This window comes from Halalkalibacter sp. HAAS-P014, from assembly GCF_056619965.1.
In genome coordinates this window covers 206,181-233,070 of the sequence record NZ_JBWQTV010000013.1, presented here as the reverse complement: position 1 = coordinate 233,070, position 26,890 = coordinate 206,181, and the positions used below count along the sequence as shown (strand labels likewise).

Annotated in this window: 31 protein-coding genes; 3 read left to right on the top strand and 28 right to left on the bottom strand. The window is 37.3% G+C overall.

Going from position 1 to position 26,890, the window contains the following annotated elements; genetic code table 11:
- Nucleotides 1-264: 264 nt before the first annotated feature.
- From AC1FXZ_RS11235 to dctP, 18 genes are all read right to left on the bottom strand, one after another.
- Complete coding sequence (locus AC1FXZ_RS11235) at nucleotides 265-546, bottom strand: hypothetical protein (protein ID WP_480053586.1); 282 nt, start codon at nucleotides 544-546, stop codon at nucleotides 265-267.
- A 31-nt stretch (nucleotides 547-577) separates the two neighbouring features.
- Nucleotides 578-1,006 (bottom strand): DUF4181 domain-containing protein, encoded by a 429-nt coding sequence (locus AC1FXZ_RS11230; protein ID WP_480053584.1) that lies wholly within the window; start codon nucleotides 1,004-1,006, stop codon nucleotides 578-580.
- A 23-nt stretch (nucleotides 1,007-1,029) separates the two neighbouring features.
- Nucleotides 1,030-1,467 carry a GNAT family N-acetyltransferase gene (locus tag AC1FXZ_RS11225; protein WP_480053582.1) on the bottom strand — a complete coding sequence of 146 codons (438 nt, stop codon included), beginning with the start codon at nucleotides 1,465-1,467 and terminating at the stop codon, nucleotides 1,030-1,032.
- A 449-nt stretch (nucleotides 1,468-1,916) separates the two neighbouring features.
- Complete coding sequence (locus AC1FXZ_RS11220) at nucleotides 1,917-2,465, bottom strand: GNAT family N-acetyltransferase (RefSeq protein WP_480053580.1); 549 nt, start codon at nucleotides 2,463-2,465, stop codon at nucleotides 1,917-1,919.
- Nucleotides 2,466-2,557: 92 nt separating this feature from the next.
- Nucleotides 2,558-2,689 (bottom strand): hypothetical protein, encoded by a 132-nt coding sequence (locus tag AC1FXZ_RS11215; RefSeq protein ID WP_480053578.1) that lies wholly within the window; start codon nucleotides 2,687-2,689, stop codon nucleotides 2,558-2,560.
- Nucleotides 2,690-2,863: 174 nt separating this feature from the next.
- Nucleotides 2,864-4,057: a Ger(x)C family spore germination protein gene (locus AC1FXZ_RS11210; protein WP_480053576.1), complete on the bottom strand. Its 1,194-nt coding sequence runs from the start codon at nucleotides 4,055-4,057 to the stop codon at nucleotides 2,864-2,866.
- Nucleotides 4,054-5,598, bottom strand: coding sequence for a spore germination protein (locus AC1FXZ_RS11205; RefSeq protein WP_480053574.1), 1,545 nt, complete (start codon nucleotides 5,596-5,598; stop codon nucleotides 4,054-4,056). The genes AC1FXZ_RS11210 and AC1FXZ_RS11205 overlap by 4 nt, the downstream gene beginning before the upstream one ends.
- The gene (locus tag AC1FXZ_RS11200) at nucleotides 5,573-6,685 is read right to left on the bottom strand and encodes an endospore germination permease (protein ID WP_480053572.1); all 1,113 of its coding nucleotides are present in this window, start codon (nucleotides 6,683-6,685) and stop codon (nucleotides 5,573-5,575) included. The genes AC1FXZ_RS11205 and AC1FXZ_RS11200 overlap by 26 nt, the downstream gene beginning before the upstream one ends.
- A gap of 157 nt (nucleotides 6,686-6,842) precedes the next feature.
- The gene (locus tag AC1FXZ_RS11195) at nucleotides 6,843-7,196 is read right to left on the bottom strand and encodes a hypothetical protein (protein WP_480053570.1); all 354 of its coding nucleotides are present in this window, start codon (nucleotides 7,194-7,196) and stop codon (nucleotides 6,843-6,845) included.
- A gap of 35 nt (nucleotides 7,197-7,231) precedes the next feature.
- Nucleotides 7,232-7,528: a DNA-binding protein gene (locus tag AC1FXZ_RS11190; RefSeq protein WP_480053568.1), complete on the bottom strand. Its 297-nt coding sequence runs from the start codon at nucleotides 7,526-7,528 to the stop codon at nucleotides 7,232-7,234.
- A 127-nt stretch (nucleotides 7,529-7,655) separates the two neighbouring features.
- Nucleotides 7,656-7,853, bottom strand: coding sequence for a hypothetical protein (locus AC1FXZ_RS11185; RefSeq protein ID WP_480053566.1), 198 nt, complete (start codon nucleotides 7,851-7,853; stop codon nucleotides 7,656-7,658).
- Nucleotides 7,854-7,887: 34 nt separating this feature from the next.
- Nucleotides 7,888-8,166 (bottom strand): DUF7010 family protein, encoded by a 279-nt coding sequence (locus tag AC1FXZ_RS11180; RefSeq protein ID WP_480053564.1) that lies wholly within the window; start codon nucleotides 8,164-8,166, stop codon nucleotides 7,888-7,890.
- Between the two features lie 456 nt (nucleotides 8,167-8,622).
- The gene (locus AC1FXZ_RS11175) at nucleotides 8,623-9,351 is read right to left on the bottom strand and encodes an MOSC domain-containing protein (RefSeq protein ID WP_480053562.1); all 729 of its coding nucleotides are present in this window, start codon (nucleotides 9,349-9,351) and stop codon (nucleotides 8,623-8,625) included.
- 571 nt (nucleotides 9,352-9,922) lie between these two features.
- Nucleotides 9,923-10,342: a MaoC family dehydratase gene (locus AC1FXZ_RS11170; RefSeq protein ID WP_480053560.1), complete on the bottom strand. Its 420-nt coding sequence runs from the start codon at nucleotides 10,340-10,342 to the stop codon at nucleotides 9,923-9,925.
- A complete protein-coding gene (locus tag AC1FXZ_RS11165) occupies nucleotides 10,339-11,877 on the bottom strand; it encodes a class I adenylate-forming enzyme family protein (protein ID WP_480053558.1) in 1,539 nt (512 codons plus the stop codon). Before AC1FXZ_RS11165 ends, AC1FXZ_RS11170 begins: the two co-directional genes overlap by 4 nt.
- Before the next feature lie 21 nt (nucleotides 11,878-11,898).
- On the bottom strand, nucleotides 11,899-13,167 hold the full coding sequence (locus AC1FXZ_RS11160) for a TRAP transporter large permease (RefSeq protein WP_480053556.1): 1,269 nt from the start codon (nucleotides 13,165-13,167) through the stop codon (nucleotides 11,899-11,901).
- Entirely contained in the window at nucleotides 13,167-13,667 is a 501-nt protein-coding gene (locus tag AC1FXZ_RS11155) for a TRAP transporter small permease (RefSeq protein WP_480053554.1), read from the bottom strand. The genes AC1FXZ_RS11160 and AC1FXZ_RS11155 overlap by 1 nt, the downstream gene beginning before the upstream one ends.
- Nucleotides 13,668-13,734: 67 nt before the next feature.
- On the bottom strand, nucleotides 13,735-14,772 hold the full coding sequence (gene dctP / locus AC1FXZ_RS11150) for a TRAP transporter substrate-binding protein DctP (RefSeq protein ID WP_480053552.1): 1,038 nt from the start codon (nucleotides 14,770-14,772) through the stop codon (nucleotides 13,735-13,737).
- A gap of 370 nt (nucleotides 14,773-15,142) precedes the next feature.
- Here dctP and AC1FXZ_RS11145 point away from each other — a divergent pair, with 370 nt between their 5' ends.
- Nucleotides 15,143-15,796, top strand: coding sequence for a cysteine hydrolase family protein (locus AC1FXZ_RS11145; protein WP_480053550.1), 654 nt, complete (start codon nucleotides 15,143-15,145; stop codon nucleotides 15,794-15,796).
- A gap of 108 nt (nucleotides 15,797-15,904) precedes the next feature.
- On the opposite strand, the gene AC1FXZ_RS11140 is transcribed toward AC1FXZ_RS11145, so the two are convergent.
- From AC1FXZ_RS11140 to AC1FXZ_RS11105, 8 genes are all read right to left on the bottom strand, one after another.
- The gene (locus AC1FXZ_RS11140) at nucleotides 15,905-16,798 is read right to left on the bottom strand and encodes a hypothetical protein (RefSeq protein ID WP_480053548.1); all 894 of its coding nucleotides are present in this window, start codon (nucleotides 16,796-16,798) and stop codon (nucleotides 15,905-15,907) included.
- 349 nt (nucleotides 16,799-17,147) lie between these two features.
- Nucleotides 17,148-18,392: an MORN repeat-containing protein gene (locus AC1FXZ_RS11135; protein ID WP_480053546.1), complete on the bottom strand. Its 1,245-nt coding sequence runs from the start codon at nucleotides 18,390-18,392 to the stop codon at nucleotides 17,148-17,150.
- Between the two features lie 536 nt (nucleotides 18,393-18,928).
- Complete coding sequence (locus AC1FXZ_RS11130; protein ID WP_480053544.1) at nucleotides 18,929-19,567, bottom strand: O-methyltransferase; 639 nt, start codon at nucleotides 19,565-19,567, stop codon at nucleotides 18,929-18,931.
- A 54-nt stretch (nucleotides 19,568-19,621) separates the two neighbouring features.
- Nucleotides 19,622-19,942 carry an antibiotic biosynthesis monooxygenase gene (locus AC1FXZ_RS11125; RefSeq protein WP_480053542.1) on the bottom strand — a complete coding sequence of 107 codons (321 nt, stop codon included), beginning with the start codon at nucleotides 19,940-19,942 and terminating at the stop codon, nucleotides 19,622-19,624.
- A 79-nt stretch (nucleotides 19,943-20,021) separates the two neighbouring features.
- The gene (locus AC1FXZ_RS11120; protein WP_480053540.1) at nucleotides 20,022-20,999 is read right to left on the bottom strand and encodes a siderophore ABC transporter substrate-binding protein; all 978 of its coding nucleotides are present in this window, start codon (nucleotides 20,997-20,999) and stop codon (nucleotides 20,022-20,024) included.
- 159 nt (nucleotides 21,000-21,158) lie between these two features.
- Nucleotides 21,159-21,914, bottom strand: a complete 756-nt coding sequence (locus AC1FXZ_RS11115; RefSeq protein WP_480053538.1) for an iron ABC transporter ATP-binding protein — start codon at nucleotides 21,912-21,914, stop codon at nucleotides 21,159-21,161.
- A complete protein-coding gene (locus tag AC1FXZ_RS11110) occupies nucleotides 21,914-22,861 on the bottom strand; it encodes an iron chelate uptake ABC transporter family permease subunit (protein ID WP_480053536.1) in 948 nt (315 codons plus the stop codon). The genes AC1FXZ_RS11115 and AC1FXZ_RS11110 overlap by 1 nt, the downstream gene beginning before the upstream one ends.
- The gene (locus AC1FXZ_RS11105) at nucleotides 22,854-23,804 is read right to left on the bottom strand and encodes an ABC transporter permease (protein ID WP_480053534.1); all 951 of its coding nucleotides are present in this window, start codon (nucleotides 23,802-23,804) and stop codon (nucleotides 22,854-22,856) included. The genes AC1FXZ_RS11110 and AC1FXZ_RS11105 overlap by 8 nt, the downstream gene beginning before the upstream one ends.
- A 362-nt stretch (nucleotides 23,805-24,166) precedes the next feature.
- On the opposite strand from AC1FXZ_RS11105, the gene AC1FXZ_RS11100 reads away from it, so the two are divergent.
- Nucleotides 24,167-24,856: a DUF421 domain-containing protein gene (locus AC1FXZ_RS11100; RefSeq protein ID WP_480053532.1), complete on the top strand. Its 690-nt coding sequence runs from the start codon at nucleotides 24,167-24,169 to the stop codon at nucleotides 24,854-24,856.
- A 215-nt stretch (nucleotides 24,857-25,071) separates the two neighbouring features.
- Here AC1FXZ_RS11100 and AC1FXZ_RS11095 read toward each other — a convergent pair whose 3' ends face one another.
- Nucleotides 25,072-25,647: a hypothetical protein gene (locus tag AC1FXZ_RS11095; RefSeq protein WP_480053530.1), complete on the bottom strand. Its 576-nt coding sequence runs from the start codon at nucleotides 25,645-25,647 to the stop codon at nucleotides 25,072-25,074.
- A 216-nt stretch (nucleotides 25,648-25,863) separates the two neighbouring features.
- Here AC1FXZ_RS11095 and AC1FXZ_RS11090 point away from each other — a divergent pair, with 216 nt between their 5' ends.
- A complete protein-coding gene (locus tag AC1FXZ_RS11090) occupies nucleotides 25,864-26,097 on the top strand; it encodes a DUF3953 domain-containing protein (RefSeq protein ID WP_480053528.1) in 234 nt (77 codons plus the stop codon).
- 86 nt (nucleotides 26,098-26,183) lie between these two features.
- Here AC1FXZ_RS11090 and AC1FXZ_RS11085 read toward each other — a convergent pair whose 3' ends face one another.
- A complete protein-coding gene (locus AC1FXZ_RS11085) occupies nucleotides 26,184-26,762 on the bottom strand; it encodes a hypothetical protein (RefSeq protein ID WP_480053526.1) in 579 nt (192 codons plus the stop codon).
- Nucleotides 26,763-26,890: the final 128 nt, after the last annotated feature.

Genomic DNA, 26,890 nt, shown 5'->3' with positions numbered 1-26,890 from the left:
CCATTGATAGAGGCAGTGCAGCTTTTAACACTCTAGTAACTCCAAGAACGTAAAGAATGCTTTAACATAAACAAGCAACGTTCCAACCGAAGTTGAAACGTTGCTTGTTATGTTTGATATCGTTATACAGCCTTCTTTTTCTTTCTCTCTTGTTTATCCAACAATTGAAGCATACCTCATATTAAGATTTTAACTCCCATCCCACCTAATTCAATAAAAAGAAGCAATCCCTGTTAGTAAGAGATTGCATCAGTTAGCTCCATTTTAGTTGACTTCTTTCCTACTAAAATTAGCTATATCAACATGTGTAAACCCTGCTGCGATAATTGAGAGAATAACGCTCCACGTAATCGTACTAAGTGATAATCCTAGATCATCACTACCTAGTAAAAGAACATTAAGAAGCACTACAAAAATAGACGTAATAACGGTATAGATAGCGATTTTTGACACTTTTGACTTTTTGTATATTCCAATACTTAGCGATACCGTTATACCTATGGCTATGGGGATAATGAGCAATAACCATAACTGAGCAACAGTCATTTTCTTCCCTCCTTCCTGCAAAGCAATCAAATTAAATTAGCCCCCAAAAATCAGTCTTGAACAAGGTAAAGAACAATAAAAGAGCAAACACTATTTGACTAACTGTCAATTTATAATCATTTGGATTTTCTGCATACTTCCACTCCATCACTGCTCTACCCATTTCAGAAACAACAATAAAAACGAATAAAATAAACCACGGTTGTAAATACCAAAGTGAATCCGTAGGGCCTCTCATGATGTTTATAAAATAGGTTATAAAGATAATGACGATGGTAGTGATTCTAATCGTCCAATCTATCTTTTTATGTTTCTCATTAACGTGGTTATAGGTAAAGAATTTCTTTCTCTCAACTTTTAGCCATTTTCTCATCAGTGTATGAAACGCAACCAACAATACTACTACAATAGCTAACAACCATAATAAATTCAGCCAAAAAGTAGACTCTATCCCATACATCTATCCCCCCTCCCTACTCCCACTTATTTCAGACTTGCTTTAAATACATAACTAACTTTGTCATAATCCATTTTCTCTTCATAAAAACGATGTGCGTCCGTACGCTGTAATCCCGAAGATAAAGCAACAGTTTCATAATTGTTTTCCTTTGCCCATTCATGAACGTATGTAAGCAGTTTTTCACCATAGCCTTTTAAACGCTTAGTAGGATCCGTTACTAAATCACAAACCCAAACAAATCTCCCATAATATAATGTGATCATAGGTTTAAAGCCTGCCACTGCAACTATTTCTCCTTCATCAAGTAACGCAAACAGTTTATACCTATCTTTCTCTTTTGCCTCCAAAACTAATTCCAGATAGGTATCTTCATCAAGGTGAGTTCGTAGTCGTTTCATAACTGGAAAGACTTTTATAATTTCAGCTTGTGATTGAAGTTCTTTAATTGTTAAATTGCTCATTTCAAATCCCCTTATTGTATATTTTAAGCATTTTTAACATAACCTTAGAGACTCGATGTAAGTCTTTAACTGCTTATGAAGACCTTTTCCTCTGCTTTCCTGCATGCTTTTGGTCTTCATCAGCTTTATGAAGACTTTTCCCTCTGCTTTTCTGCTTCGTTTTGGTCTTCATCGGCTTTATGAAGACCCTTTCCTCTGCTTTCCTGCATGCTTTTGGTCTTCATCAGCTTTATGAAGACCTTTCCCTCTGCTTTCCTGCTTGTTTTTGGTCTTCACCAGCTTTATGAAGACCCTTTCCTCTGCTTTCCTGCTTGTTTTTGGTCTTCATCGACTTTATGAAGACCCTTTCCTCTGCTTTCCTGCTTGTTTTTAGTATTCATCAGCTTTATGTTCCTATGTGCTAATTTTGCAATATAGAAAGGCGCCCTTTTGCTCTAGTATCTCTTTTCTTACGTAAGTCGCTTCTCATCTTCCTTTATCAATCCATAGACGTAATGGTCAACATACCGGTCATATAAGAATTCCGAACTTCGGAGACAGCCTTCTTTTTGAAAACCAAGTCTTTCAGGAATCGCTTGGCTTTTTCGATTTTCAGTTGCTGCACGTATTTCGATTCTTTTTACGTTTAGTTCATTAAAGCAATAGTCGATAACTGATTTACAAGCACTAGTCATTAACCCGTTCCCCTGAAATTCTTCACCTAACCAATACCCTAATGAAGTTGATTTATTGGCCCAGTTTATACCATGTAAGCCTACGACTCCTGCTAATTCACCTTTATACCAAATTCCAACTTGAAAGCCATTATTCTCGCTGAATTGCTTCAGTGTCCCTTCGATAAACTCTTTTGAATGGCTTACCTCTTTTGTAAAATCAACCCAAGGCAGCCATTCTCTAAGATACTCTCTTGATTGATCCGTTAATAGAAATAGATTTTCTGCATGTCTTGTTTCTAACAATCGTAATTCAGTATCCTCATTAAGTTTAAATGAAAACATAATTTCTCCTCCCTTCTTAAAGTAAAAAAACAGCTTCAGTAATTGTTTTCTCATTATCGCCGAATACCTACCATCCGGCTCCTTACAACACACTATTTTTCCTTTATTTTATCCTCTAACTCTTTTATTCTCTTTTCCAGTTTCTTAACTTTTTCATCCGAAGAAATGGCAAAAGAAAGCGCACCAGCAGCTACTGCAAAGGCCAAAATTTCCATTACACCCAAGATAATTCCCCCTTTTGGAACCTCCATATGCTCGATTTAATTAAAGCTTTTTCTTAGGGTAGGCAGTTCAATATATGTAAAAAAACTTTCTTTATTGCACACTTTCTTTGTGTATTAAATGGGTTAACCACTAAAGAAAACTTAGCGGTTACCACCCAATTGTAACGTAAAACTTCAGTTCACCTTTTCCCATAATTTATCATTATAAAGTTTTTTGTTTTTTAGTTGGTATTTCCCTGTATGGATTAAATTAACGTCGACATTAATTTCATTTAGTGAGTCTTCTGTTAACTCGAAAGGTTTATCTTGATTTAATTCCTTCCACAGTTGAACGTCATCACGATAAATTCGTTCTCGTAGTTGATAAATATCTGCTCCAATTTTCAACCCTTCAAGATACGTTTCTCTTATTTCCTTTATAACCTCTTCCTTTACTCTATCTTCAACCTCTTCTCCTGAAGTCGGTTCTAATACTTCGGTCAAATTCACTTCAAACGATAAATCCAAATCAAATTTTACTTCTCCATTTCTTTCAGTATACGCAATTTCAACATCTGGACTTATTAAGATAGCTATCGCTTTGGGGCCCTTGTCACCGTCAATAGGAAGTCCTGTACGGAAGGTTTCTTCCTGGAGCCAACGATACCCAGCTAGTTGCTCTTTTTCTAGTAACCCTTTATAGCTTTCCTCTTGTATAAAAAAAGCACCATTTATCGAGTACTTTTCCCTTGCCTCTGTATCTTCGTAGTACTTTTCATCTGATACTACTAGGTTCGGGAGGGTTAGTATTGCACCTGGTTCATATAATGAAGTAAAAAAGTGATTCAAACGAACTCTTGGTATCATTGAGCTTTGTTCAAAGGTAGGCATTGGATCATGCAGGATCGTTTGTAATGGTGAAAGTTCAAAAATCGATGTCATCGAAAGAATATCCATTAGTGATTCTTCTGTTCCAAATACCCAAGGTGTATATCTAAATTCTGGATACCTGATAAAATCAAGGTTATCGCCTAGACCTTGTTTTATTGCACTCTCCGAGAGTACTAATGCAGACATATGTCCCCAAAAAACACGTTGCTGTGCTTCTTCATATAAATTTGATACGGCAGTATTGACCGTCTCCCCAGTAGCTCGTCCAATCCAAGGTGGAAATTGTTCAGCTGGTTGTCCAACATCTGCTGCAGCAACTGATGCAAAATCAATAAATTGAACGTAGACAATATACTCTTCCACTTTTTCATCGTAATCAATCCCTATTGCTACTGCATAGTACATTTCGTTCATTAATTTTGCATCCCAACAACCAGAAAGAACAATCACACTGAGCAACATACTAACCAATGCTGAGCGAGAAAAGCAGAAACTCATGATGATTCTCCCTTTCGAGTTTTATCCTGAGTCTTCATGCTAGAAGGCCGTTTCTTCATCATCGACCACGGTAACCTGGCAAAGGTAGATAAAAACTCTTTAAAATTAATCGTCCCACCTGTTGATAAATATGGCACATTAAAAGATGTAAGGGTTGTTAAGTACCATAGGATTGAAAAAAGACTGATAATAAAACCAAAAATCCCTAAAAATGCAGCTAATATAAAAGAGTAAATCCTTAAAAGCGTCACTGTCCCGTTTAAAGATTGATTCACAAGTGTAAAGGTCCCAACAATGGACAATGCAATAACCACAAGTAAAGTAGCAGAAGCTAGCCCCCCTTGAATGGCTGCATCTCCAATAATAAGGCCACCTACTACGGCTACAGTTTGCCCGACCGGCTTGGCTAACCGGACGACCGCTTCACGAAATAGTTCTAAAAAGAGTAACATTATTACGGTTTCAAGTGCAGTGGGATAGGGGATCCCATGCCTTGATAAAGCAACTGTTGTTAATAATGGAAATGGCACTTGTTCTAAATGAAAAGTCATAATCGCAACCCATAGTGCAGGTAGAAAAATGGCTATAACTAAACCAGTAAAACGCAACATAACCTCAAAAGAAACAAAATAGTATGGCGTATGTAAATCCTCTGGTGTTTTTAATAGCACTGTAAATGTAGCAGGTGCAATAATACCGTTTGGTACGCCATTAACCAATACTGCAAATTTCCCATAGTTGAGACAGTTAACAACATAATCGGGTCTACCCGCAAACTCACATAGTGGAAAAATGGAATAAGGTGAGTCTGCTAGAAGTTCCTCTAGCTTTGCACTAGATTCCAGCAAATCAATATCAATATCCTTAATACGCTTTCTTGCTTCTTCAATAACTTCTGGATTTACAACGTCTGCTAGATATAATAATGAAACCTTTGTCTTACTTCGTTTCCCAACAATGAATGTTTCACTATACAGTGTATTTGTCCGTAATCGTTTTCTCACCAACGCAACATTTGTACTTAAATCTTCCGTAAATCCATCCTTTGGACCACGAATTGATATTTCTGTATTTGATTCTTCAGGTGTACGATTAGGCTCCTCTGAAATCGTTAAGAAGAAGATTCGTCTAGTACTTTTGAAATATAAAACTAAGTCACCGGAAAAAACATTGTAAACAACCTCTTCCATACTCTCATCGGTAGCAAGAGGACGAATAGGTAGCCGTTTTTGTAACTGATTGTAAAACTGATAGTCATTTTCTGATTCATTAATAATTTCCTCAATACGAGGCAAGAAAAATTGATATAACTCCTTTGAGTTTGCTAAACCTTCACAGTATATTATTCGAACCGGTTCATCTTTAGTTCCGAGCATATAGTTTTGTGTAATGACATCTTCTGTATTTAAAAATGTCTCTAAAATCGCTTCTTCTGTTATTTTTTCCGGCAGTAACTCTTGACTATCCTTGCTATCTGTTTCACTTTTATTAGTATTGAGCTGTTGTTTTCGTAATTTAGAGAGTCTGCTTGTGATTTTCATCAGCATTGCCCCCTTTTTTCATGGTTGCAAATTGACTCAATAGAAATAGTAAAACGGTGAGTAAACCTACGAATATAATATTAATTGGATAAAACCAATTCAATAATATATGTAAGAAAATCTCATCACTAATTGGTATAGCATTCAAAATGACAAAGCCAATGATAATCAGAAATAAAACTTTCGAGTGATGCTTTGAATCGTCACGTAAAAAGAGATTGCTTATGATAAAAAGGAAAAATGCGAGTCGAATTAATGCACCAGACATCCATTGATAAAAGGACATAACATCGAGATGGTCAACAAACTCACCAAGTGTTAATAGTCTCCATTGTTCAAAGGCAGGATATCGTTGTTGCATGGCTTCTATAGGGCCAAATTCAGTAATCGCTCCAATCGTAGGCCCTAATGTTAAACCTATTAAGATAAGGCTCAAAATAATAAGATGAAAGAAGCGAATTTCACCTTTTATTCTGTGTTGCATCAAAAGAAGGAGAATCATCTCAAAGGTCCCACCTATCACATAAACCATCCCGTGAAAAACCGGATTCCATCCATGCTCAAGTATAGGAAAAAGCAACGAATGATCTTTTTCTGGCATATTTCCTGCCGCTACAAAAAAACCAAATATTACAACAAATGGTAAAATAACAACCCCGCACATAACAAGCGAATGTACCCCAGATCTTGCAACAAGAAAAAGCAAAACTAAAAAAACAAACGCAACAATTGAATTGGGCGTATATAGCAAATAGGATAAATCAATCCAAGTGGTCGTATCTCTGAATGTGATATAAAAATTAACAATCGCATAAATAAAAAAAGGGATAATGATTAGGTTTGCAATCACATTTCCATATTTATTTTTCAGCCAATCGTACAGCTTCTCCTGACCAAGACGCTTCATTACTATAAATAGGAGGGCAAGCCAAATAATAACTGGAAAAAAGGACATGAGAATGGAAAACCACGCATCTCTTCCGGCTGCATTTAATAAAAGAGGTATGATAATAACGTGATTTGTTAGCCCTGTAGATAATATGAAGATAATGAAAATATGACGTATATTGAAAGTCTTTCCAGTCATTACAAAACTCCTCAACTAAAACATCTTTAGCGTAGTGTTTGCAATTACTGGTAGAATATACTCATATTGCTACTTATTAAAATAAAATGAGCACTTCAAAAGATCCAAATAACATCTTTGGACCCTCGTGGTATTTTTATAAGTCAATATCAGTAAATTACTCACTTTCCCTATACTGTAACTCTTCTAAATTTTTGTTCGTTGTATACATGATTTGATAAATATCATCGGCAGTTTCTACCCAATAATGATAAATAACATCTGGTTCACTTTTAAAAATGACTCCAATATAATACGGATTTAGGTGATTGTAACCCTCTTCTCGATGAGCAACCGTTGTAATTTCCCATTTCTCACTTGGATATTGTTGTTCCAAATGTGGTTGTAAAAGCTCTACTTTTCTCTCAATTTGTGCATCAATCCAAAAAGGACGAGCGATATAAAATACAGTGAATACTACGAAAGCAACGAGAGCGAAAGAAATCGCCCATTTCTTCCTTTTCTCTTTCATAAAATCCCTCCATTAGCTCGCTACAATTCAAACAATCACTCTCCTAAAGACCTTAACCACTCCCGCAATTTTTCCTTTGGATAGTACACGCTTCCATTTATAATAATGTGTGGAATGTCTGAGTGATCTTGAATTAAAGACTTCGCATCGTCTTTTGATATGCCCATAAAATGATGTACATCTTTTTCTTTAATAAGCCCATGTTCATCACCTTCATCCAAGGATTCTAAAAAACTTTTCGCATTGGGGTTTTTAAAATTTTTCAATCCCTCTCCAATAAAATAACCCGCTGCAGCAATCCCTATCGCTATCCAAATAAAGCCGAATTCCATTACGTTCTCCCCCTCTATAGAAATATGTATTCTTTCTACGATTACAAACCTAAGTTCGATTCATGTTCCCACCATAGTCTTTTCTCGTGCTCTTTTTTCACTGTAAACGTAAATTTGTATCTGTTTATTAATGAACAGAGCGATTTTCATCATTGTTCCGTTCTGCTTTGAGAGAATGATAGTTTAGGTAAATCCCATAACCTCCTGCTAAGATTAAAAGTATTTGCCCGAACCCGAAATGAAGACTGATCCAAAACTGGAATAATAATAAAAGTAGGACAACAATAATAACGATAGCAATCATATTTTGAACGTATTGATTCAATGTGACCTCCTAGTTAAGCCGTTTTGCTTTACTCTTATAATCGAATCTGAGCCAAGTTTAAATATAATCCTAAATCACCTAGTGGGTTACCTTTTAGTCTCCAATCAGCCTTAATTAACGTAGACATCCCCACAGATAGTGGAAACATTAAACCTGTTGAAAATAACATAAATATGTTTTTCTGATGGGTTTCGATTGGCTGTAAAAAGATTATCGTAATGATTGACCAAATGACAACAGCAGACAACAAAAAACCAATTCCATTTTTCCCTCTTACTGATAGCTCATTTCTGATTTTTGTTATTTCCTCCAAAAGGACTCCCCCCAATAATTAGACTAGTTTCAATACAAAATTTACCAGTGTTGTTACCACTAGTTTAACATTAAGAACTAACACTTTGTTCCATTTTTTCTTCATCAAACCTGTTATCTGCTTATGAGGACCTTTTATTCGGCATCTCAGCTTCGTTTTGGTCTTCATCGGCTTTTTGAAGACCTTTTCCTCAGCGTTCCTGCTTTATTTTGGTCTTCATCAGCTTTATGAAGACCCTTTCCTCGGCATCTCAGCTTCGTTTTGGTCTTCATTAGCTTATATGAAGGACTTCCCCTCTGTTTCACACAGCTTTCAGCAAAATACCTCCCATAAAAAACTAATCCAGCATTGATATATTCGTAAAACCAAATAGGCCAATTACTGTACGAATTGGCCTTGAAAAGATCATTAAACTGAACCTACTATGTAAACACTCATATCCCTAGTGACCGGTGTTCAATCAAGAAGATGAACTTCATCATCTACGTGAATGTCCCCTGTTTTGATCACTGAAGCATAAACGCCAAAATGATTGTTATTTTCCTCTATAACTGTTTTATGCAAACTCGCATCTCGTTCTGCATTATCGGGATCAACCGTGATAATCATGCATCTTTTACAATATCCCACGAATTCCATTTCGACTTCAGATCCAATCTTAATTCGTCGACCAATCCACTCTTCCTCAATAAAAGGTTTCTTTTCCTTTAATGAGATGAATAAATTAGGACGAAACCGTCTCAAATCAACTTCGTCTTTCCCCCATAGTTCATTCAACTTATCTAATGAAGCATCTGTTGCAAGTAGAACGTGTTCCACTGCAATTGTTCCAATGGGTACATGTGAGGGAGTATATTTTTTCGTAGAGATTTTTTTCTTCGATTTGATCTCCATTTCTTGAATTAATTCTTGATCTTCCCAATCAAACACCTTTTCCTCAGGCGTGATGACCTCGACTTTCGGATATTCGTCCATTGATTCTTCTCCCACAAATCTTGCCTGATAGCGAACCATTTCTTGGAACTGAGTGATCGTTAAGAAATCTCCTTTTTTCGTTTCATCTACATAAGCATGGCTGCGGTCTCCATATAACCCGTATTCCATTATTTTGGTTTTTGGTACACGTTCTCCACGAAAGGATTTGACCGGGTGACGTACGATTTCTTTTATATGACCGATTAACATTTCATTCACACCAACCTAGATTTTTTGTTCTAGCAGTAGTGTAACAGAGAATGTTTTCCAACTCTACTTTCTTATGAAACAACGATTTTTTTAGTTCAGTCTATTTTCGCGAGAACGTAGCGCAGTCTGCCTTATCCCACTCTAGTAAACAACTATTTCCAATATACAGCCTCTCTGAGTCCTTCTTTTTCTTGCTTCTCGATTTTCAGGGTGCCAGTCGCCCTCTCTGAGTCCTTCTTTTTCTTGTTTCTCCATTTTCAGGGTGCCAGTCGCCTTCTCTGACTCCCTCTTTTTCTCGCTTCTCGATTTTCAGGGTGTCAGTCGCCCTCTCTGAGTCCCTCCTTTTCTTGTTTCTCGATTTTCAGGGTGCCAGTCGGCCTCTCTGAGTCCCTCTTTTTCTCGCTTCTCGATTTTCAGGGTACCAGTCGGGCTTCTCTCCTGTGGAAGGAGCCTACAAACCGTATAAACAGGTATAGAAGACCCTCCAATAACAAAAAGAGCTATCTGTTCACCAACAGACAGCTCTTTATAATTAGGTTCGCCACACTCCCATGCTCAGCTCTGACACATCTTATTCCGGTGGCAGCACTATCGCAGTCGCCGTCACTACAGTCTCATTACGCTGATTTCTAAAATCAACCTCCATCTTAATAAACTTATTCTTCTCTATTTTCTCCGTTACTTCTGCATAAGCTGTAACCGTATCTCCTATCTTAACTGGGGCATGATAACGGGAATGTAAATCTAGCAATACTGCACCCGGTCCCGGCATTTGCATTCCAATGATCGGAGCAATCAGACCTAACGTAATTGTGCCATGTGCAACCCTTTCGCCGAACCTGCCTTCTTTAGCGTATTCTGCATCCATATGAATCGGGTTAAAATCCCCTGTTAGCCCTGCATACATGACAATCTCTGCTTCACTTATGGTTTTGCTGAATGTATCCTTATCACCGATATTGATTTCGTTATAGCGTTTTCCTGTTTTCATGCTAACCCTTCTTTCTCCCCAACGACTTCTGCTAAATACTGATCGCGAATGACTCGTTTTTGAATTTTCCCAACTGGGTCTCTTGGCAATTTCTCCTGAACGACAATTTTTTTCGGTACTTTATATTTAGCTAAATATTGGCTACAATGGCTCAACAAGTCGTCACTTGCTATCTGCTCATCTTTTACAACTACAGCAGCAACTACCTGCTCTCCCCATTTTTCATCCGGAACTCCAAACACTGAACATTCAACAACAGCCTCATGACTATATAACACTTCCTCTATTTCTCGTGGTGCGATATTTTCTCCACCACTTATAATGATATCTTTTTTGCGATCAATAATATAAAGATAGCCATCCTCATCTAATTTTCCGATATCACCTGTATAGAGCCAGCCATCTTTTAATGTTTCATCGGTTGCCTCAGGCCGGTTCCAATACCCTTTCATGATATTCGGTCCATGCACAATCACTTCACCTAGCTCATGTGGCGCCACGCTTCTCCCATTATCATCAACAACCCTTACTTCACAGTGAAAAAATTCTTTTCCAACTGAGGCAAGGCGCTTGGCTTTTTCTCCCTCAACTACAACATCTTCTTTCGCTAAGTACGTGATCAATGGAGAGGCTTCGGTTAGCCCATAAACTGTAAATACTAGATTCTCTCCTAGTGTATGAACCGCCTTTTTCATAAGCTCTACAGGAATCGCTTGCCCTCCTACTGAAATAGCTTTTAATCTGTTCTTACTATAATTTCCTTCTTGATAGGCTTTAATCGATTCTGTTAACATCGTTGGAACCATTGTAATGTGCGAAATTCCTTCTTTTTGAACGAGTTCCCAAAACAAGTGGGCATCAAAGCTCTCTAAAATGACATTCGTTCCTCCAACATAAAACTGACAAATGGCCATTGAACATTCCATCGTATGATAAAAAGGCATCACGTGGAGACAAATGTCAGAGGAGTTTAAACCATATGCAATCGTATGGTTTATAGCTGCTGTTAGAAAGTTTTCATGTGATAACACTACACCTTTAGGGTTACCGGTGGTACCACTTGTATAAAAGATTGCAAAGATATCCTCAGGAGACGTACTCTTAACTGGTTCATTTGTTTCTTTTTCTTTCAGCAGACTTTCATACTCGTCGTTTAACGCAACTAAGTGTGAGATTTCGAGACTTTCTTCGATCTCTTTTAACGTCCCATAATAAGTTTCATCGGCAAACACAGCCTTCACACCTGCATCATTAATGACAAATTCAAGCTCTCTCCCTGTTAACCGGAAGTTTAGCGGAACATAGACGACTCCAGACTTCGCACAGGCCATACAAACCTCTAACACTTCTGGATTATTCCTACTTAGAACCGCCACTTTATCCCCTTTTTGTAAACCAAGTTCATATAAAGCATTTACTACTTGATTGACACGTTCGTTAAATTGTTTAAAAGTTTGTCTTCTACCTCTATATACAGTTGCTTCACGCTCAGGGTAACGTCTTGCACAATTTGATGCCAAATCTCCAATAATCATTTGCGAAATCCCCCTATTATTTTAATTTAGTAACCCGGTACTTAAGCCCGGTATAAATGTAATTAACATCAAGTTAATGATCATAATAAGCAAGAATGGCAATACAGCACGCACCACTCCTTCATACTTTGTTTGGCCAACTTGGGCAGCAATAAATAAGTTCACTCCAACCGGTGGTGTAATGAGTCCAACGGATAGATTCACAGCCATAATAATGCCAAAGTGTACAGGATCCATTCCAATGCTTGTTACAACCGGTAACAAGATTGGTGTTAAAATGATGATGGATGCGATTGTTTCCATGAATGTTCCAACAATTAATAGAAATAAATTGATTAGCAAGATGATAATGATAGGTGATAGGTCTAATTCTAAAAAAGTGTTGGCTACTGTTTGTGGAACTTGTTCTTTTGTAATTAATAAGCCAAACAGTGAAGCAGTCGCAATAATGAGTAAAATAACAGAAGATGTAATAGAAGATTCCACTAAGATCTTTCTAATCACACTTGGTGTTAGTTGACGGTAAATAAATGAACCAACGATAAATCCATAAACAACAGCGACTACCGAAGCCTCAGTCGGTGTGAAGATTCCTCCATAAATTCCTCCAAGAATAATAACAGGCATGAGCAATGCTAAAAATGCATCTTTGAACGTTACTATCACTCGTTTGAAGCTTGTTTTTTCAATCGTGGCGCCGTACCCTTCTTTTTTGGAAATGAAAAAGGCTACAGCCATTAACGAAACCCCTATTAAGATTCCAGGACCTATTCCAGCCATAAATAAGTCACTTACCGAAGCTCCTGCAGCAACTCCATACATGACTAGTGGGACACTCGGAGGGATAATCATTCCAGTTGTACCGGCAGCTGCTTGAACAGCAGAAGAAAAATTCCGGTTATACCCTTCTTTAACCATGGCTCCAATCATGATGGCACCGACAGCTGCCGTTGTTGCAGCAGCCGACCCGGATAAGGCTGCAAAGATAACACAGGTCATAATCGAGACATGGGCAAGGCCACCTTTAAATGAACCTACAAGACTTTTGGCAAACTCCACAATTCTATGCGAAATTCCACCATGCTCCATTAACTTACCAGCCAAAATAAAAAATGGTGCTGCCATTAATGGAAACGAGTCTAATGCTGCAAACATCCTTTGAGGCAATGTAATGAGTGGGACATCCCCACCAATCCAAAAAATTGTAACCGTAGCAATCCCTAATGCTAAGGCAATAGGAACATTAATAACGAAGAGGACAAGTAAAATTACAAACAATAATGTCATCATTACACTTCGCCCTCCTCTTTCCCAATCGAAGCCGGATGTACCCGGAATGATTTAATGGTCACATCAATAAGATTTAACGCCATTAACACCGCACTAATCGGCATAATCGTATAGACGTATCCGAGAGGCAATCGCAGTGCCGCTGACTTTTGAATCATTGTCCGTTCAACAATTTCAATCCCTTTCACAAACAAAATTGCCAAAAAGATTAGACAAACGGCAGAAGCAAATACTTGAATCCACTTAGCAAAGTCTTGTTTTACTTTTGAGATGAAGTACTCAATTGAAATATGCGCTCCATATTGAAATCCGACACTCGCGCCTAAAAACGTAAGCCAAATCATCAAATATCGAGCTAGCTCCTCAGTCCAAGTAAATGATGTATTGAACAACGCCCTCGATATTATTTGTAAAAAGATTAAGAGAACCATCCCTGCTAATAAAACACAGGTGACATTTTCAACCGATCTGTTTGTTTTATTGATCAATTTCCCCCACATTCCATCTCCTCCCCCTATAAGTTAAGCGAAGAAGCAGCCGCTACCTCTGCTTCTTCACAAAAGTTCCCTATTCTAATTCTTGTATTCTTTCAATGTAATCTCCGAATCTATCAGAATATTTATCATAAATTAGTTCAGCTTTTTCTCTAAAAGCGTCGAGATCAATTTCATCTGCTTCGATAATATTGACTCCAGCAGCCTCCATCGTTGCAAGCTGTTCAGCTTCAAGACTTTGGTTAATTTCTCTTTGAGCAGGCGTAACCTCTTTCCCTACTGAAACGATGATTTCTTGAATATCTTCAGGGAGACTTTCAAGCTTATCTTGGTTAATCATTAAAGCAGCAGATGAGTAATACAACCCAGCCAAACTGATTGATTCCTGTACATCATAAATTTGTGTTGACTCCAAAGCCCCGATCGTATTATCAACTCCATTCACAATACCTTGTTGAACAGAAGTAAATACTTCCGGCCAAGCAATTGCAACCGGATCAGCACCTACAGCTTGATACATATCAATGTAGACATCATTCTCCATCGTTCTCATTTTCAACCCTTCCATATCTTCAGGAGAATAAATATCTCTGCTATCATTAGAAAATTGACTGTAACCCTTTTCAAAGAATGTAATCCCTTTAATATTAATGTTGCTTAACTCATCCAATAATTCCTGGCCAATCTCCCCATCAAGCACTCGATAGGCGTGATCTAAGTCTTTATAGATGAAAGGCATTTCAACAACAGCAAAGCTTTCAATGAAGTTTCCGACTGGACCACTCGTGGATAGCACCATGTCTAAAGATCCATATGACACTTGCTCGACCATTTCACGCTCACCACCGATTTGCCCATTTGCGAAGATCTCTATCTGCACTTGACCACCCGTCGCTTCCTCAATTGCATCAGCATATTCAACAAGACCTAGGTGGTAAGAATGCGATTCGGGTGCAACATGCCCAACACTCAACGTAATTACATCATCACTAGTCTCACTTTGATCTACTCCTTCACCGCTTCCTGAATCTGTCGGCTCACTTCCACAAGCTGCTAGTGACAAAATCGTAAAACCACTACATAAGGTAAACAACATTTTTTTAAAGTTCATACATATCCCCCTTATTTTTTAATCTCTAAAATTGATTATTAAATCTTTCTCCATTTCACTAGACAAAACATTTTGTAAGCGCTTTATTTTTTCTGTGAAATAAGACTTCTTGAAGATATGTACCACCCACCTTACACAAATTAAAAATATTCTATATTTTCAGTCTATTATATTGGCAGCAGGTTAAAGTTACTACATGAAATGTAAGGAATTGCCTAGTTCACTTTCCGTATATTCAAGGAAGGACTACATTCCCAACATGTTTCTATTACTGATAATGTAAAAATAAACGGAATACCCTCTTCCTAATTGACATATTGTTTTTCTATCATTACTTCTTCAAAATCCAAACATTTAGGAGGGAAGTTTCATGCCGAAGTTTTTAACCGAAATAAAGCCTGAAAAAACAGCCGTTATAGTCGTTGATATGACAAATGGATTTATCGATCCATCAGGGCCTGTTTTTTCCGAAATGGGATTAAAATTTGTCCCAAATTTAAACAAGTTTTTAGATATTTGTCGCGAGAAAGGGTTAATGGTACTTTATACCTCTCACGTCTGGAGAGAAGACCTAAAAGATTTTTCCCCAATGAATTCAAGATTAACATGGACACAAAATGGCCAAGCCTTTTTAGAGGGGACAAAAAATGTTGAGATTTATCCCGATTGTGCCCCAAAGGACGGAGAAATCATTATCAAAAAACAATATTACAGTGCTTTTTTTAGTACAAATCTAGACCTTATTCTAAGAGCAAATGGAATTGATACCGTTGTGATTACTGGTGTCGCGACTGATGTTTGTTGTTCTGCAACTGCAAGAGACGCATTATACAACGGATATGATGTAGCTTTCTTAGCAGATTTGACAGGGACCGTTGCACACCCAGACTGTGGATACGGACAGTTAACAGCAGAGCAACATCACTTAGCTACAATAAATAATATCTCTCATACCAATGCAGAAGTAATGGAAAGTGAGCATTTAATTCGTCTTATCAATAGTGAAGAATACTCTAAAAATTAAAGATTACAACATTTACAATCAAAACATCCTCGCTACTCACTTTTATCATAAGGCGTAGCGAGGATTTTTTGAGGAAACACGAGAACCCTGTCTTCCACTATCATCAACCTACTGACCAAACATTTTTTCCAGCTCCTCTTCTATCTCTTTCTGACTCATTCCTTCCACTGGCTTGTACTCTCCGTCAGCATTGTAATCGCCAGGGTTATTTGAAGGACCATTACTTGGAACAAATTCACCGTCAGAGTTATAATCATCTGGATTTCGAGACGGAGCAGAAGGGTCCTGTCGCAGTTCCTCTTCTGTATACGGAGAACCAGCTGGCTGGCTGCTAGAGTATGTGGCCATTTCCATATCAATATAGATTTGACCGGCTTCTTCCTCAGAAATACCAAATTTATTACTAGCTAGCTTTGCGACTTGAGCATCATGAATGTCAGGATTGTAATTTGTACCGTAATCTGTGATACTGTCATACTCTGTTTTCATATATTCGTAAATATCCCAGTCAGAAGAAGCTATTGACGTTTGATTTGTAGTAACAGCTATAGTTGCAGGTTCTGAAATGTCTACTGCTTCGCCATCCACTAGTAATTTCTCTCGATCCGAGCTAATCGATTCAAATCCATAAGTATTCGTTCCGTTGCTGAAAGTGATGTCATTAAAACTGCAAACCGTTTTTTTGCCACAACTAAACTGATAACCAATCGACGCTTCTTCCTTAATAATTTCTAACACCTTTACTAGGGCAGCTTCTTTTTCAACGAGACTTAAGTTTTCAAACGTATCGTTGTAGTTGGCTTGTATGTTGAAACCTATAAAGGAGTATCCTTCCAATTTTAAAGACTTCTTCACTTGGATAACCTCTACATCGCTTTCTAAATATCGTTGCAACTCTGGATCACTGTTTATTTTTTCTTGTACAGTTCGAGCCGCTTCCGTGTCAAGACCACATCCTGCTAATATAAAGACCCAGGCACATAAAAACAAAACCTTTTTCATCTTACTCCCCCTCATATTCAATAAAAAATTTAGTAATATTATCTATTTAAAAGCGCTATCTGCCAATCAAATATGAAGCCTCCTCACAATTTAATAAACTACTACTAATCTTAAATATACTCAGAATCCCAGTACCGTCTATATAATTTGATAGACAGATTTCGACAATAGTCCCGTATTTCGGCCGATGAATTAAACCAACGGTAATTTTATTGCACGAAAAGACGACCTGGAAATTTTGACAATATATAAACAACCAAACAAAAAAAGACCCATAGCACATTTGCTATAGGTCTCCAGCTAGACTATTTTCAACAATTTTCGAGTGGTGCACCTACCACATCGACATTTACTCCTGAACCTTATTATAAGACCATTCACCTTCATACTCCACATTTCCATCGACATCATACTGGGTTCCATGGCCATGCTTATAATTGTTCATCCATTCGCCTTCGTATTCGACATTGCCATCTTCATCATACATAATTCCATATCCTTGCCTTTTATCATCGCGCCACTCTCCTTCATAGTGGATACTACCTGCATCGATGAAAAATAACGCCCCTTCTTCATCATCACTATCCACTTGGAGTTTCACATCTGTTGAAGGGAAAAACTCTATTCCGTACCCATGCCTTTCTCCTTCGCTAAATTCTCCTTTGTATTCTAAATAGTGGAGAGTAGAAGCCGTATGTGCTAAACCATGCTCGATTTCTCCATCAGAATTAATAGAGGCCATATAGACGGAGGAATAATACCTACCTTCACCATGGTATCTACCATTTGCCCATTCCCCTTCATACTCTTTTAAGCCTTCCACCTCACTATAATGGTCTGTTGCATTAAAGCTTGAATATGAAATACCAAATCCATTTTCTGGTTCGCCTGATTCGCCTTGAGCAATAAGTGTATCTATATCATCAGGATTGCTGAATTGCATATTCTCCAATTCAAACCCACTTTCATAGGCTGATTGGTTGACAAAAGGTTTTTCTTCTACCCCGAAGTACTCTAATGTCCCCAGCATCGCATGGGCTTTTGCCAACCACTCATCCATACTTTGTCCCCTCGAAATTCCCACTCGAACCACTAATACTTCACCGTTTTCTAAATCCTTATACAACCGTAAAAAACGTTTGCTAGATTCTTCATTCTGATCAACATAAAAATCAAAATTTAACTCTTCATGCTGAGATAAATCTATTACTTCTCTATCAGAACTACCATCTCTATAACTCTTGGTCAACTCATCTAAATCATCTTCAACCTGTTCCATTCGGATGCTAAATCGGCGATCGCTGGTTTCAATTGTATGCCTGGTATTACTAAATTCCCTTAAATCGTCTAAGATCATCATTGTATGCCCATGCACTGTATCAAGTTTCTTTACAGGCAATACTTCTAGTTCTCCATCGATTTCCACTAACAGTTGATTTTCTCCTGCATCCACTTCATCTTCAGTGATCTCACCTTCAGTAATCTCTTCTTCATTTGATAGATTTTCACTCTTTTCCTCTTGCATGACTTCATCATTTGACGAGCATGCTGCTAGTATCAAAGCCAAAACTCCTAGCAAAAATAATTTTTTCATCTTCTCCACCCCAAAATTGAATACTTTATACACTTTTTACCGTAAAAACTAGGCAAAATCCTACCTTTTTGAAAAAAGCATTATCCAATGTACCATATTCCTCCATATGGTGCAAAACTTAGATCTTAGGTACATACTCACATGAAAAGACTTATTTAAGCTATGATCATAGCTCTATAAATAATAATTTGACAGAAGTTCATGCTGCTTTATCAACCTGCCCTCCCCTCCAGACTTTTCTTAGCGAAAACTCCAATATAACGGTGATATACTCGATATAACGGCGAAACTTCAAATATAACAGCGAAAAATCTAGTATAACGGCGAAAATCCCAATATAACGGTAAAACTCATTTCTTAGCGAAAATCCCCATTTTATCTGCAACTCTCAAGACTTATTAGCATTCTCGCTGCTTCTTCAGACAGAGCACAGCCACGGCCACCTCCACCACCAAAAAAGGATGTCCGAAGGTATAACTCATACCTTCGGACATCCCCCACTCAGTCTAAATTTCTAAACAGCAGCAAACCCCGGCCTACTCCTTCACTCTCGAAACCGTCATTCCATCACCGATTGGAATAAGCAACGATTCTAATTGAGGATGATTGGCTACAATTTCATTGAACTTCTTCATTGTCTCGGTATATCTCCTCGGTTTGATTTGCTCGTCAGCTACGCTACCACCTGCTAAGACATTATCCGTAACAATTAAGGCACCTGGTTCTGATAGCTTAATGCAGTACTCTAGATAATTTTCATAGTTTCCTTTATCTGCATCGATAAAAAAGAAATCAAATTTCTTTTGTTCGCTCACAAGTGTTTCTAAACTTGCTAATGCATCTCCAATCATATAGGAGACCTTTTCACCTAAACCAGCCTTCGTTACATTCTCCTCTGCTAGCTTGCCATAGTCTTCTTTGAGCTCAAGCGATGTTAAATTCCCTTCTTCACTCAAACCTCTTGCCAAGCACGTTCCACTAAAGCCACCTAGTGCCCCTATTTCAAGTACCTGCTTTGCCCCAGTTATCGTAACTAACATCGTAAGCAGTTTTCCAGCGTTTGGAGATACAGAAATAGATGGCATCCCTCGTTCAACAATTGACTCTTTTATTTCTTCTAGAAAAGCATCATTCGTATGAAACGCAGACTCGATATATTGTTCTACTTTTTCCATTCACAATCACTCTTTTCTTGTTTTATCTATGATAGCCGTCCCACTTTGCGCTTTTTACGACTGTGGCTGCTTAACGGTTTTTACTTCATACATGCTAACATTGGTATCGAGGATATATTCTGGTTTTGCCTTTCCTCTGTTGTTTTTATGGCCTTGGATGTGAACATCACTTTTCTCCCAATTCTTCCATGTCTCTAATGACTCCCAGCGTATCATGACCATCACTTTTTCTTGATCCTTCTTTTTTCGGTTTACCATTACAGTTCGATCAACAAGTCCTTCCATTTCATCAATTGGACTGTCCTGTGAAAATCGCTCTACCACTTGGTCACTATAGCCTGTTTGGACTGTAATCCTTCTTGTTTGAATCAACATATCTTCTTTTCCTCCTATTCTTACCATCCCAGTCAAAAAAAGGCTGTCCCACAAACACTATGAGACAGCTCCTTTCCAATTATTGAACTACTTCTTCCATTGCCTTTACCATTTCTGAAATAGACACAAGGCCACCACCAGCTATATACCAGTAGCTAGGATCTAGGTAGTAGATGTTTCCATTTTGGTAAGCTTTCGTATTTTGAACTAGTTCGTTTTCGATTGTTTCTTGAGCAGCAGGTTCACCGTTAACAACTAGGTCACGGTCAACCACGAATAAATAATCAGGGTCTTTTTCAACAATGTACTCAAATGATACGTTCGCACCGTGAGTTGATACGTCGATATCTTCATCAGCTGGAGTAATTCCAAATTCGTCATGAATAATACCAAAACGTGAGCCGACACCGTAAGCACTAACATTACCTGAGTTAGCAAGTACAACTAAACCTGTTTTATCAGCTGATACTTTTTCCTGTAATGCTGCAATGGCATCTTCAATCGCCGCTAATTCTCCTGCAATAAAATCTTCTTGGTCAAAGATTTGGCCTAACTCCATCATGTTGCTTTTAACTGAATCTAAATAATTATCATAGTCAATCGTTTGATAAAGCGTAGGAGCAATTGAACTTAATTCGTCATATTGCTCTTGCTGTCTACCGGCAATGATGATTAAATCTGGATTGATTTCAGCAATCTTTTCAAAGTCTAGCTCTTTTAGTCCACCAACATTCTCGTAACTTGAATCTTCATATTGAGATAAGTAAGCAGGGATGCTCGCTTGAGGAACACCTGTTACTTCTACACCCATTTTGTCTAAAGTTTCTAATGCATTCATATCAAACACCACGACTTTTTCAGGGTTAACAGGTACTGTTACTTCCCCTAAATCATGTGTAATTGTTATATCAGAAGCTTCTTCAACAACTTCTTCTTGTACTTCTAGTTCTTCAGCTGGTTCACTTGTCTCATCCCCACCAGTTTCCTGGCTTCCACAAGCCACTAGCATGATTGCTGCAATAAAAGCAAAGATGACTAATAATAACTGTTTCTTCATTTTTCTCTTTCCCCTTTTATAAAATAATTTTATGTAAAGTTATTTTATAGTATAATGAAATAAGTGATCAGTTTACTTCAAGGTATCCTATAAAGTAACAATTTACCTTTTAGTGAGCGGAAAGTTGGAGGGTTTTTTAATCCTTCAACTTTCTTTTTTTTAGAAATACACGCAGATGCGGTTTTGGTTAATGTTCTCGATGTGAATATCCATATCGTAGATTTCTTTTAATACTTCTGGGTTAATAATTTCAGGTGTAGTACCCTTCCTGACAATTTTCCCATCTTTAAGAGCAACGATATGATCCGAGTAACAGGAAGCAAAGTTAATATCATGAATGACAATGACAACCGTTTTTCCAAGCTCATCTACTAATCTTCGTAACACCTGCATGATTTGCACAGAATGTTTCATATCTAAATTATTGAGTGGCTCATCTAGTAAAACATACTCAGTATCCTGAGCAATAACCATCGAAATAAAAGCTCGTTGGCGCTGTCCTCCACTTAATTGGTCGAGGAATTTATCTTGCATATCACGTAATTCCATATAATCAATCGCTTGATCGACGTGCTTCCAATCCTCTTTTGTCAGGTTACCTTTTGAATAAGGAAACCTTCCAAAAGCAACAAGGTCACGTACAGTTAAACGGATATTCAGGTGATTGGACTGCTTAAGAATTGAGATTTTCTTCGCCAAATCCTCACTCTTGCATTCACTCAATTCCTTATCATCAATGCTAATCAGGCCACAGTCCTTCGCAATTAGACGGCTAATCATTGATATGAGTGTACTTTTCCCTGCTCCATTCGGTCCAATAAACGAAGTAATTGTTCCTTTTTCAATTTCTACGGAAACATCTTCTACGACATTTTTAGTTCCGTACTTCTTTGAAACGCCATTTACAACTACCATTATTTATTCCCCCTTAAAAGTAAGTAAATAAAGTACACACCGCCGATAAAGTTTATGATTACGCTGATGGGTACTGAGAAAGCAAATAATCTTTCCACTAAAAACTGGCCACTGACAAGAGCCACAATACTAATTAACATCGCACCTGTAATCAGGTATGAGTGCTTATGAGTTTTCAGAAATTCATACCCTACATTTGCTACAAGTAAGCCTAAGAATAAGATAGGACCAACTAATGCTGTTGATATGGAAACGAGAAGTGCCACTACAACAAGAAGTCTCTTCACTACATGGTCATAATCGACACCTAAATTAACTGCTGTATCTCTACCAAGTGAAAGAACATCTAAGTACTTCAAATACTTCCAAGCGTAAATCGTAACAAGAATAAATAAAATGATCGATATCGTTAAAATATCGGTATTTACATTATTAAAACTAGCAAACATCCTGTCTTGAACGATGAAGAATTCATTCGGATCAATTAAGACCTGCATGAAGGTAGAAATGCTTGAAAATAATGTCCCTAGCACAATTCCTACTAGCAGCAGAAAGTAAATATTTCTACCCTGACTAAATAGCAGCTTATAAAACAGTCCTGCAAAGACCACCATGATGCCAGCAGATAATAGGAAATTTGCTTCTTTATTCATCACTAGAAAACTAGCAGATCCTAAAACAAACACTAGAAATGTTTGAATTAAGATATACAGTGAATCAAAACCAATAATACTTGGAGTTAAAATCCTATTATTCGTAATCGTTTGAAAGACGACTGTTGAAAAGGCAATCGCTGCCCCCGTTATAATAATGGCTAAAATTTTTGTACCTCGTCTAGGCAGTATGTAATCTAAGTTACTACTAAAATTGAGGTTATAAAAGATAAACAAGGCCGTAAACACAAGTGATAGAATAAATAATATGATTAATTTCGCTTTATTACTCATAGGCTTTTCTCCTCATCAATAAGTAAAGGAAAATCGCACTTCCGATTACCCCAACCGTTGTTCCAATTGGAATCTCATACGGATAAATAACAAGGCGTCCTACTATATCACATAAGAGCACAAATACTGCACCAAGCAGCGCCGTATGAGGGAGATTCCTTTTTAGATTATCTCCATTGTAGATACTGACGATGTTTGGAATGATTAAACCTAAAAATGGGATCATCCCGACTGTCAGCAGAACAACTGACGCAACCGCAGCAACTATGATTAAACCAATATTTACGACCCTTTTATAATTAAGCCCGAGGTTAACAGAGAACTCTTCACCCATACCTGCCACCGTAAAGCGATTGGCATAGAGGTAGGCAATAATCATAAGCGGAATACTTATGTATAAAAGTTCGTAACGACCTTTAATGATTAGTGAAAAATTTCCTTGCAGCCAAGATGACATATTTTGAATTAGATCGTTTTGGTAAGCAAAAAAAGTCGTAATAGAACCTACAATACTCCCGAACATTAATCCAACAAGTGGAATAAAAATAACATCCTTATGCTTCACCCTGTTTAAAATCTGCATAAAAATTAGGGTACCTGCTAAGGCAAACGTAAAGGCCACTAACATTTGGACAAAAGCACTGGCAGATGTAAAAAGCATCAGAGACACTAAAACTCCCAGTCTAGCAGAATCTAATGTACCTGCTGTCGTTGGCGAGACAAACTTATTTCTCGTAAGCTGCTGCATAATCAATCCACAAATACTCATCCCTACCCCAGCAAGAATAATGCTGATCAGGCGAGGAAACCGACTGACTAATAATACTTGCAACTGTTCTTCTGTTAGCTGAAAAATGTCTAACGGACTAATTCCTATCACACCAATGAATAAAGAAACAAAGGATAATAGAACTAATGCAATGACTAAGTATCTAAGTTTCATAACCTACCCTGCTCTTTCTGTTTTGTTCCAACTAGCCTGCTTACCAATTAATAATAATCATTCTCAACTAAAGGCATAAAAAAAGATCGTCTGGAGAAGCTTTTTTATTTTATAGTGATAATGATTATCGATGTCGCAAGCTCAGTATACTTGATAATGATAAACATTGTCAATTGATTTTGATAAAATTGGATAATTTATACAGCCGTTTTTGTTCTTCGCTGTATTCAAAATCCATCGCAAAAAAAATCAACTATTTCCAAACCGAAATATTGCATGTGAGATTTCAGGGTGAGAATACTAATAAAGCCATTAATTGCCTGTTTAACGGTGCCTTAAATTCTACGTCTCGAGGTGATATGATGAGCATTCTTGAAATGTTCATTCGTACTACGATCGGTTTTGTTATTCTCTATATTTTGTGTCGTCTCCTTAACAAAAAACTTATCGCTCAAATGACTTTTTTCGATTTTGTAGCTGGAATTACAATTGGTTCGATCGTAGCAAGTTCTATGCTTATGAAAGATGCCCCTATTTTAATAAGTATGGTTGGATTGATCTTATTCTGTTTTTATACGTTTCTAAGCAGTATAGGTGCGCTAAAGAGCTTATTAGGGAGAAAAGTTTTGGAGGATGAGCCAACATACCTTATCAAAAACGGGCAAATACTTGAAGATGGACTAAAAAAATCGAGGCTAACTATGGATAGTCTATTGACTGGATTACGTAAAAAAGGATTCTTCTACGTGGACCAAATTGAAACGGCATTTTTAGAAACGGATGGTACGATCACCGCTCTCGCAAAGCCTGCATATTTAAGTGCAATGCAAAAGGATGTTGTTAATATTCAACTTAGTCGAGGTAACGCCCAAGCTTTTATAATTGATGGCCAAGTTCTATCTAATAGCTTAAAACTGTTAGGAAAAGATATGACCTGGGTTAGACAAATTTTGCAAGAACATAATATTGTGAATGTAAAAGACGTTTTCTATGCACAAATTGATCAGCTTGGAAATATATATATTGATCAACGAGATGATATCCTTAATTGAGGAGGAGCGCGGGGGGAGCGTAGGGACGGCTCTCGCGCTTCATAAGTTTATTAGTATTGGGGCTTCAATTCCTTTATGATGACCTTTTCCCTTGCTTATCTACCTCGGTTCGGTCTTCATCGCCTATCTGAATCCCTCTTCTTCCTCCTCGGAACAACAACAAAAAAAGCTGCCGTTACGGCAACTCCTTTTAACATGCACCTGTGAACGTAATATCAGAAACCATTATTTACATGCTCCCATTCTACTTCTTCATTATCAATGAGAGATTCAATTGTTACTAAATGATTGTAATCATTTACGATTCTATATTCATCAATATAATGACTATCCATTTGTAAATAGAAAATAGCTGTCCTCGAGAACTTTTCCCTAACCTCATTATTACTGGTAATCCCTATTGTATACTTCTTATTAAGAAACAGAGCATCCTCATCTTTTTTTAGTTCAATGCCTGAAAAATCCCCCAAGATGTCACTAATGATGGACTCATCTTCAATCGTTGCTCTTGCTTCTGTTTTAGGAGTATTTCCGGATAGGTCATTCACTGCAATGGATATACTTTTAACCGTGCTTTCCTCATTTAATTGCTCTGAAACTAGCTCTTGAAAAGTTATATACTTCGTTTGGTCAATCAAAAATACGGTCGCTATCACTAAAGTTAGTAAGATACCAACCAGGAAGATTTTATTTTTTATAAAAAAACTTAGAATAACACCTACACCAATTATTAAAATTGCTATAAGAAATAAATGAAATAATTGCCACGAAATATCAAAGAACACGTTCATTAATACACTCACCCTTTTAGCACATGTTCAATTTCTTAATCGCTCCGTTCCTTCAAGTAAAAGCTTCCCCACTCGTATTTAAGGAGCACAGCCTTATATACAGTATATCAATACAGTTTAGTAAAAGAAGCGATTATGATAAAATTGGTAAAAATCTTCAAGAGGCCAGTTAAACTGAATAACGAAAAGGACTAGTTTCTTTAAAGGGGGATAAAAATGTTAATAGTAGTTAGAATAATCCTATCAATCGTTATTGTTGCGTTCGCAGGTTTTAGTCTAGTAACTCAAAACTTTGAGTTTATGCATTATTTAATGCTGTTAGTGGCTGCATCTATATTTATTACAGGGATAATTGAACTTCAGAAGAATAAACGAGTTTGGGGTTATATGATTATCTTTGCTTCTTTGTTTGTTTTTCTTGTATCCATACAAAATTTCTTCTTTTACTAAAAAACGTTAAAAAAAGCCCACAGTATACTTTTTTTATTCATTAATCGTATATTTTAGGCCTATTTGTATGCGAAATTACTGCCACTTCATCTTTCTAATCGATTTTTCTTCTCCTTGGGAAAATCAATAGAATTAGCTATCTCAACTAAAACTTCAGGAGTAACCTTATCAGAAATGGTTTTATTTATACTTAACCTATATTGCCAGTTATCCCTTTCAAAGATAAGGGCTTCAAATGATTCTGATATGTCCACCAATTTTGCTTCATTCCCATTTTTCAAGGTAAGCCGTTCAACGACTCGCTTATCCTTGATTGGAATTTTGTGCTTAAGTGGTCGAATTACGATTTCATACTGATTTTTAGGATATTGATCATTAATAAATAGTAATTCAAAAGAGTCATTTATCTCACCTTTTACATCATTAAACCTTCCAAAATGATGAGTAAAGCTTATAGGTGGAATTCTAAGAGGGAGCTTTACGTTTTGGCCAAAATGGTGTTCAGATTCTTTGACAGCTTCTTCAATCGTTTTATACCCAAATTCTGGATATACCTCTTCCAAAGGCCGAGGCTCCTCGTTTGTAGTGGCATAGACTACTCCACCATTTCCTCCACAAATTAAGATACTAAAACCAAGCATTACAAGAAACATACTTTTCTTCATCTACATCACCTATATGATAGGTTCGCCAATCTATTTAGAACTATACGGTTCATTTGTTACCTTGCACATTAGGCTTGTGATTCAACTCACAAACCAACACTAACTTATTGGTTATAGTGGAAACAGAA

What these genes read in the sequence shown, in the direction of transcription:
- AC1FXZ_RS11235 (WP_480053586.1), bottom strand. Translation starts at nt 546, where the DNA reads ATGACTGTTGCTCAGTTATGGTTATTGCTCATTATCCCCATAGCCATA.
- AC1FXZ_RS11230 (WP_480053584.1), bottom strand. Translation starts at nt 1,006, where the DNA reads ATGTATGGGATAGAGTCTACTTTTTGGCTGAATTTATTATGGTTGTTA.
- AC1FXZ_RS11225 (WP_480053582.1), bottom strand. Translation starts at nt 1,467, where the DNA reads ATGAGCAATTTAACAATTAAAGAACTTCAATCACAAGCTGAAATTATA.
- AC1FXZ_RS11220 (WP_480053580.1), bottom strand. Translation starts at nt 2,465, where the DNA reads ATGTTTTCATTTAAACTTAATGAGGATACTGAATTACGATTGTTAGAA.
- AC1FXZ_RS11210 (WP_480053576.1), bottom strand. Translation starts at nt 4,057, where the DNA reads ATGAGTTTCTGCTTTTCTCGCTCAGCATTGGTTAGTATGTTGCTCAGT.
- AC1FXZ_RS11205 (WP_480053574.1), bottom strand. Translation starts at nt 5,598, where the DNA reads ATGAAAATCACAAGCAGACTCTCTAAATTACGAAAACAACAGCTCAAT.
- AC1FXZ_RS11200 (WP_480053572.1), bottom strand. Translation starts at nt 6,685, where the DNA reads ATGACTGGAAAGACTTTCAATATACGTCATATTTTCATTATCTTCATA.
- AC1FXZ_RS11195 (WP_480053570.1), bottom strand. Translation starts at nt 7,196, where the DNA reads ATGAAAGAGAAAAGGAAGAAATGGGCGATTTCTTTCGCTCTCGTTGCT.
- AC1FXZ_RS11190 (WP_480053568.1), bottom strand. Translation starts at nt 7,528, where the DNA reads ATGGAATTCGGCTTTATTTGGATAGCGATAGGGATTGCTGCAGCGGGT.
- AC1FXZ_RS11175 (WP_480053562.1), bottom strand. Translation starts at nt 9,351, where the DNA reads ATGTTAATCGGTCATATAAAAGAAATCGTACGTCACCCGGTCAAATCC.
- AC1FXZ_RS11170 (WP_480053560.1), bottom strand. Translation starts at nt 10,342, where the DNA reads ATGAAAACAGGAAAACGCTATAACGAAATCAATATCGGTGATAAGGAT.
- AC1FXZ_RS11165 (WP_480053558.1), bottom strand. Translation starts at nt 11,877, where the DNA reads ATGATTATTGGAGATTTGGCATCAAATTGTGCAAGACGTTACCCTGAG.
- AC1FXZ_RS11160 (WP_480053556.1), bottom strand. Translation starts at nt 13,167, where the DNA reads ATGATGACATTATTGTTTGTAATTTTACTTGTCCTCTTCGTTATTAAT.
- AC1FXZ_RS11155 (WP_480053554.1), bottom strand. Translation starts at nt 13,667, where the DNA reads ATGTGGGGGAAATTGATCAATAAAACAAACAGATCGGTTGAAAATGTC.
- dctP (WP_480053552.1), bottom strand. Translation starts at nt 14,772, where the DNA reads ATGAACTTTAAAAAAATGTTGTTTACCTTATGTAGTGGTTTTACGATT.
- AC1FXZ_RS11145 (WP_480053550.1), top strand. Translation starts at nt 15,143, where the DNA reads ATGCCGAAGTTTTTAACCGAAATAAAGCCTGAAAAAACAGCCGTTATA.
- AC1FXZ_RS11140 (WP_480053548.1), bottom strand. Translation starts at nt 16,798, where the DNA reads ATGAAAAAGGTTTTGTTTTTATGTGCCTGGGTCTTTATATTAGCAGGA.
- AC1FXZ_RS11135 (WP_480053546.1), bottom strand. Translation starts at nt 18,392, where the DNA reads ATGAAAAAATTATTTTTGCTAGGAGTTTTGGCTTTGATACTAGCAGCA.
- AC1FXZ_RS11130 (WP_480053544.1), bottom strand. Translation starts at nt 19,567, where the DNA reads ATGGAAAAAGTAGAACAATATATCGAGTCTGCGTTTCATACGAATGAT.
- AC1FXZ_RS11125 (WP_480053542.1), bottom strand. Translation starts at nt 19,942, where the DNA reads ATGTTGATTCAAACAAGAAGGATTACAGTCCAAACAGGCTATAGTGAC.
- AC1FXZ_RS11120 (WP_480053540.1), bottom strand. Translation starts at nt 20,999, where the DNA reads ATGAAGAAACAGTTATTATTAGTCATCTTTGCTTTTATTGCAGCAATC.
- AC1FXZ_RS11115 (WP_480053538.1), bottom strand. Translation starts at nt 21,914, where the DNA reads ATGGTAGTTGTAAATGGCGTTTCAAAGAAGTACGGAACTAAAAATGTC.
- AC1FXZ_RS11110 (WP_480053536.1), bottom strand. Translation starts at nt 22,861, where the DNA reads ATGAGTAATAAAGCGAAATTAATCATATTATTTATTCTATCACTTGTG.
- AC1FXZ_RS11105 (WP_480053534.1), bottom strand. Translation starts at nt 23,804, where the DNA reads ATGAAACTTAGATACTTAGTCATTGCATTAGTTCTATTATCCTTTGTT.
- AC1FXZ_RS11100 (WP_480053532.1), top strand. Translation starts at nt 24,167, where the DNA reads ATGAGCATTCTTGAAATGTTCATTCGTACTACGATCGGTTTTGTTATT.
- AC1FXZ_RS11095 (WP_480053530.1), bottom strand. Translation starts at nt 25,647, where the DNA reads ATGAACGTGTTCTTTGATATTTCGTGGCAATTATTTCATTTATTTCTT.
- AC1FXZ_RS11090 (WP_480053528.1), top strand. Translation starts at nt 25,864, where the DNA reads ATGTTAATAGTAGTTAGAATAATCCTATCAATCGTTATTGTTGCGTTC.
- AC1FXZ_RS11085 (WP_480053526.1), bottom strand. Translation starts at nt 26,762, where the DNA reads ATGAAGAAAAGTATGTTTCTTGTAATGCTTGGTTTTAGTATCTTAATT.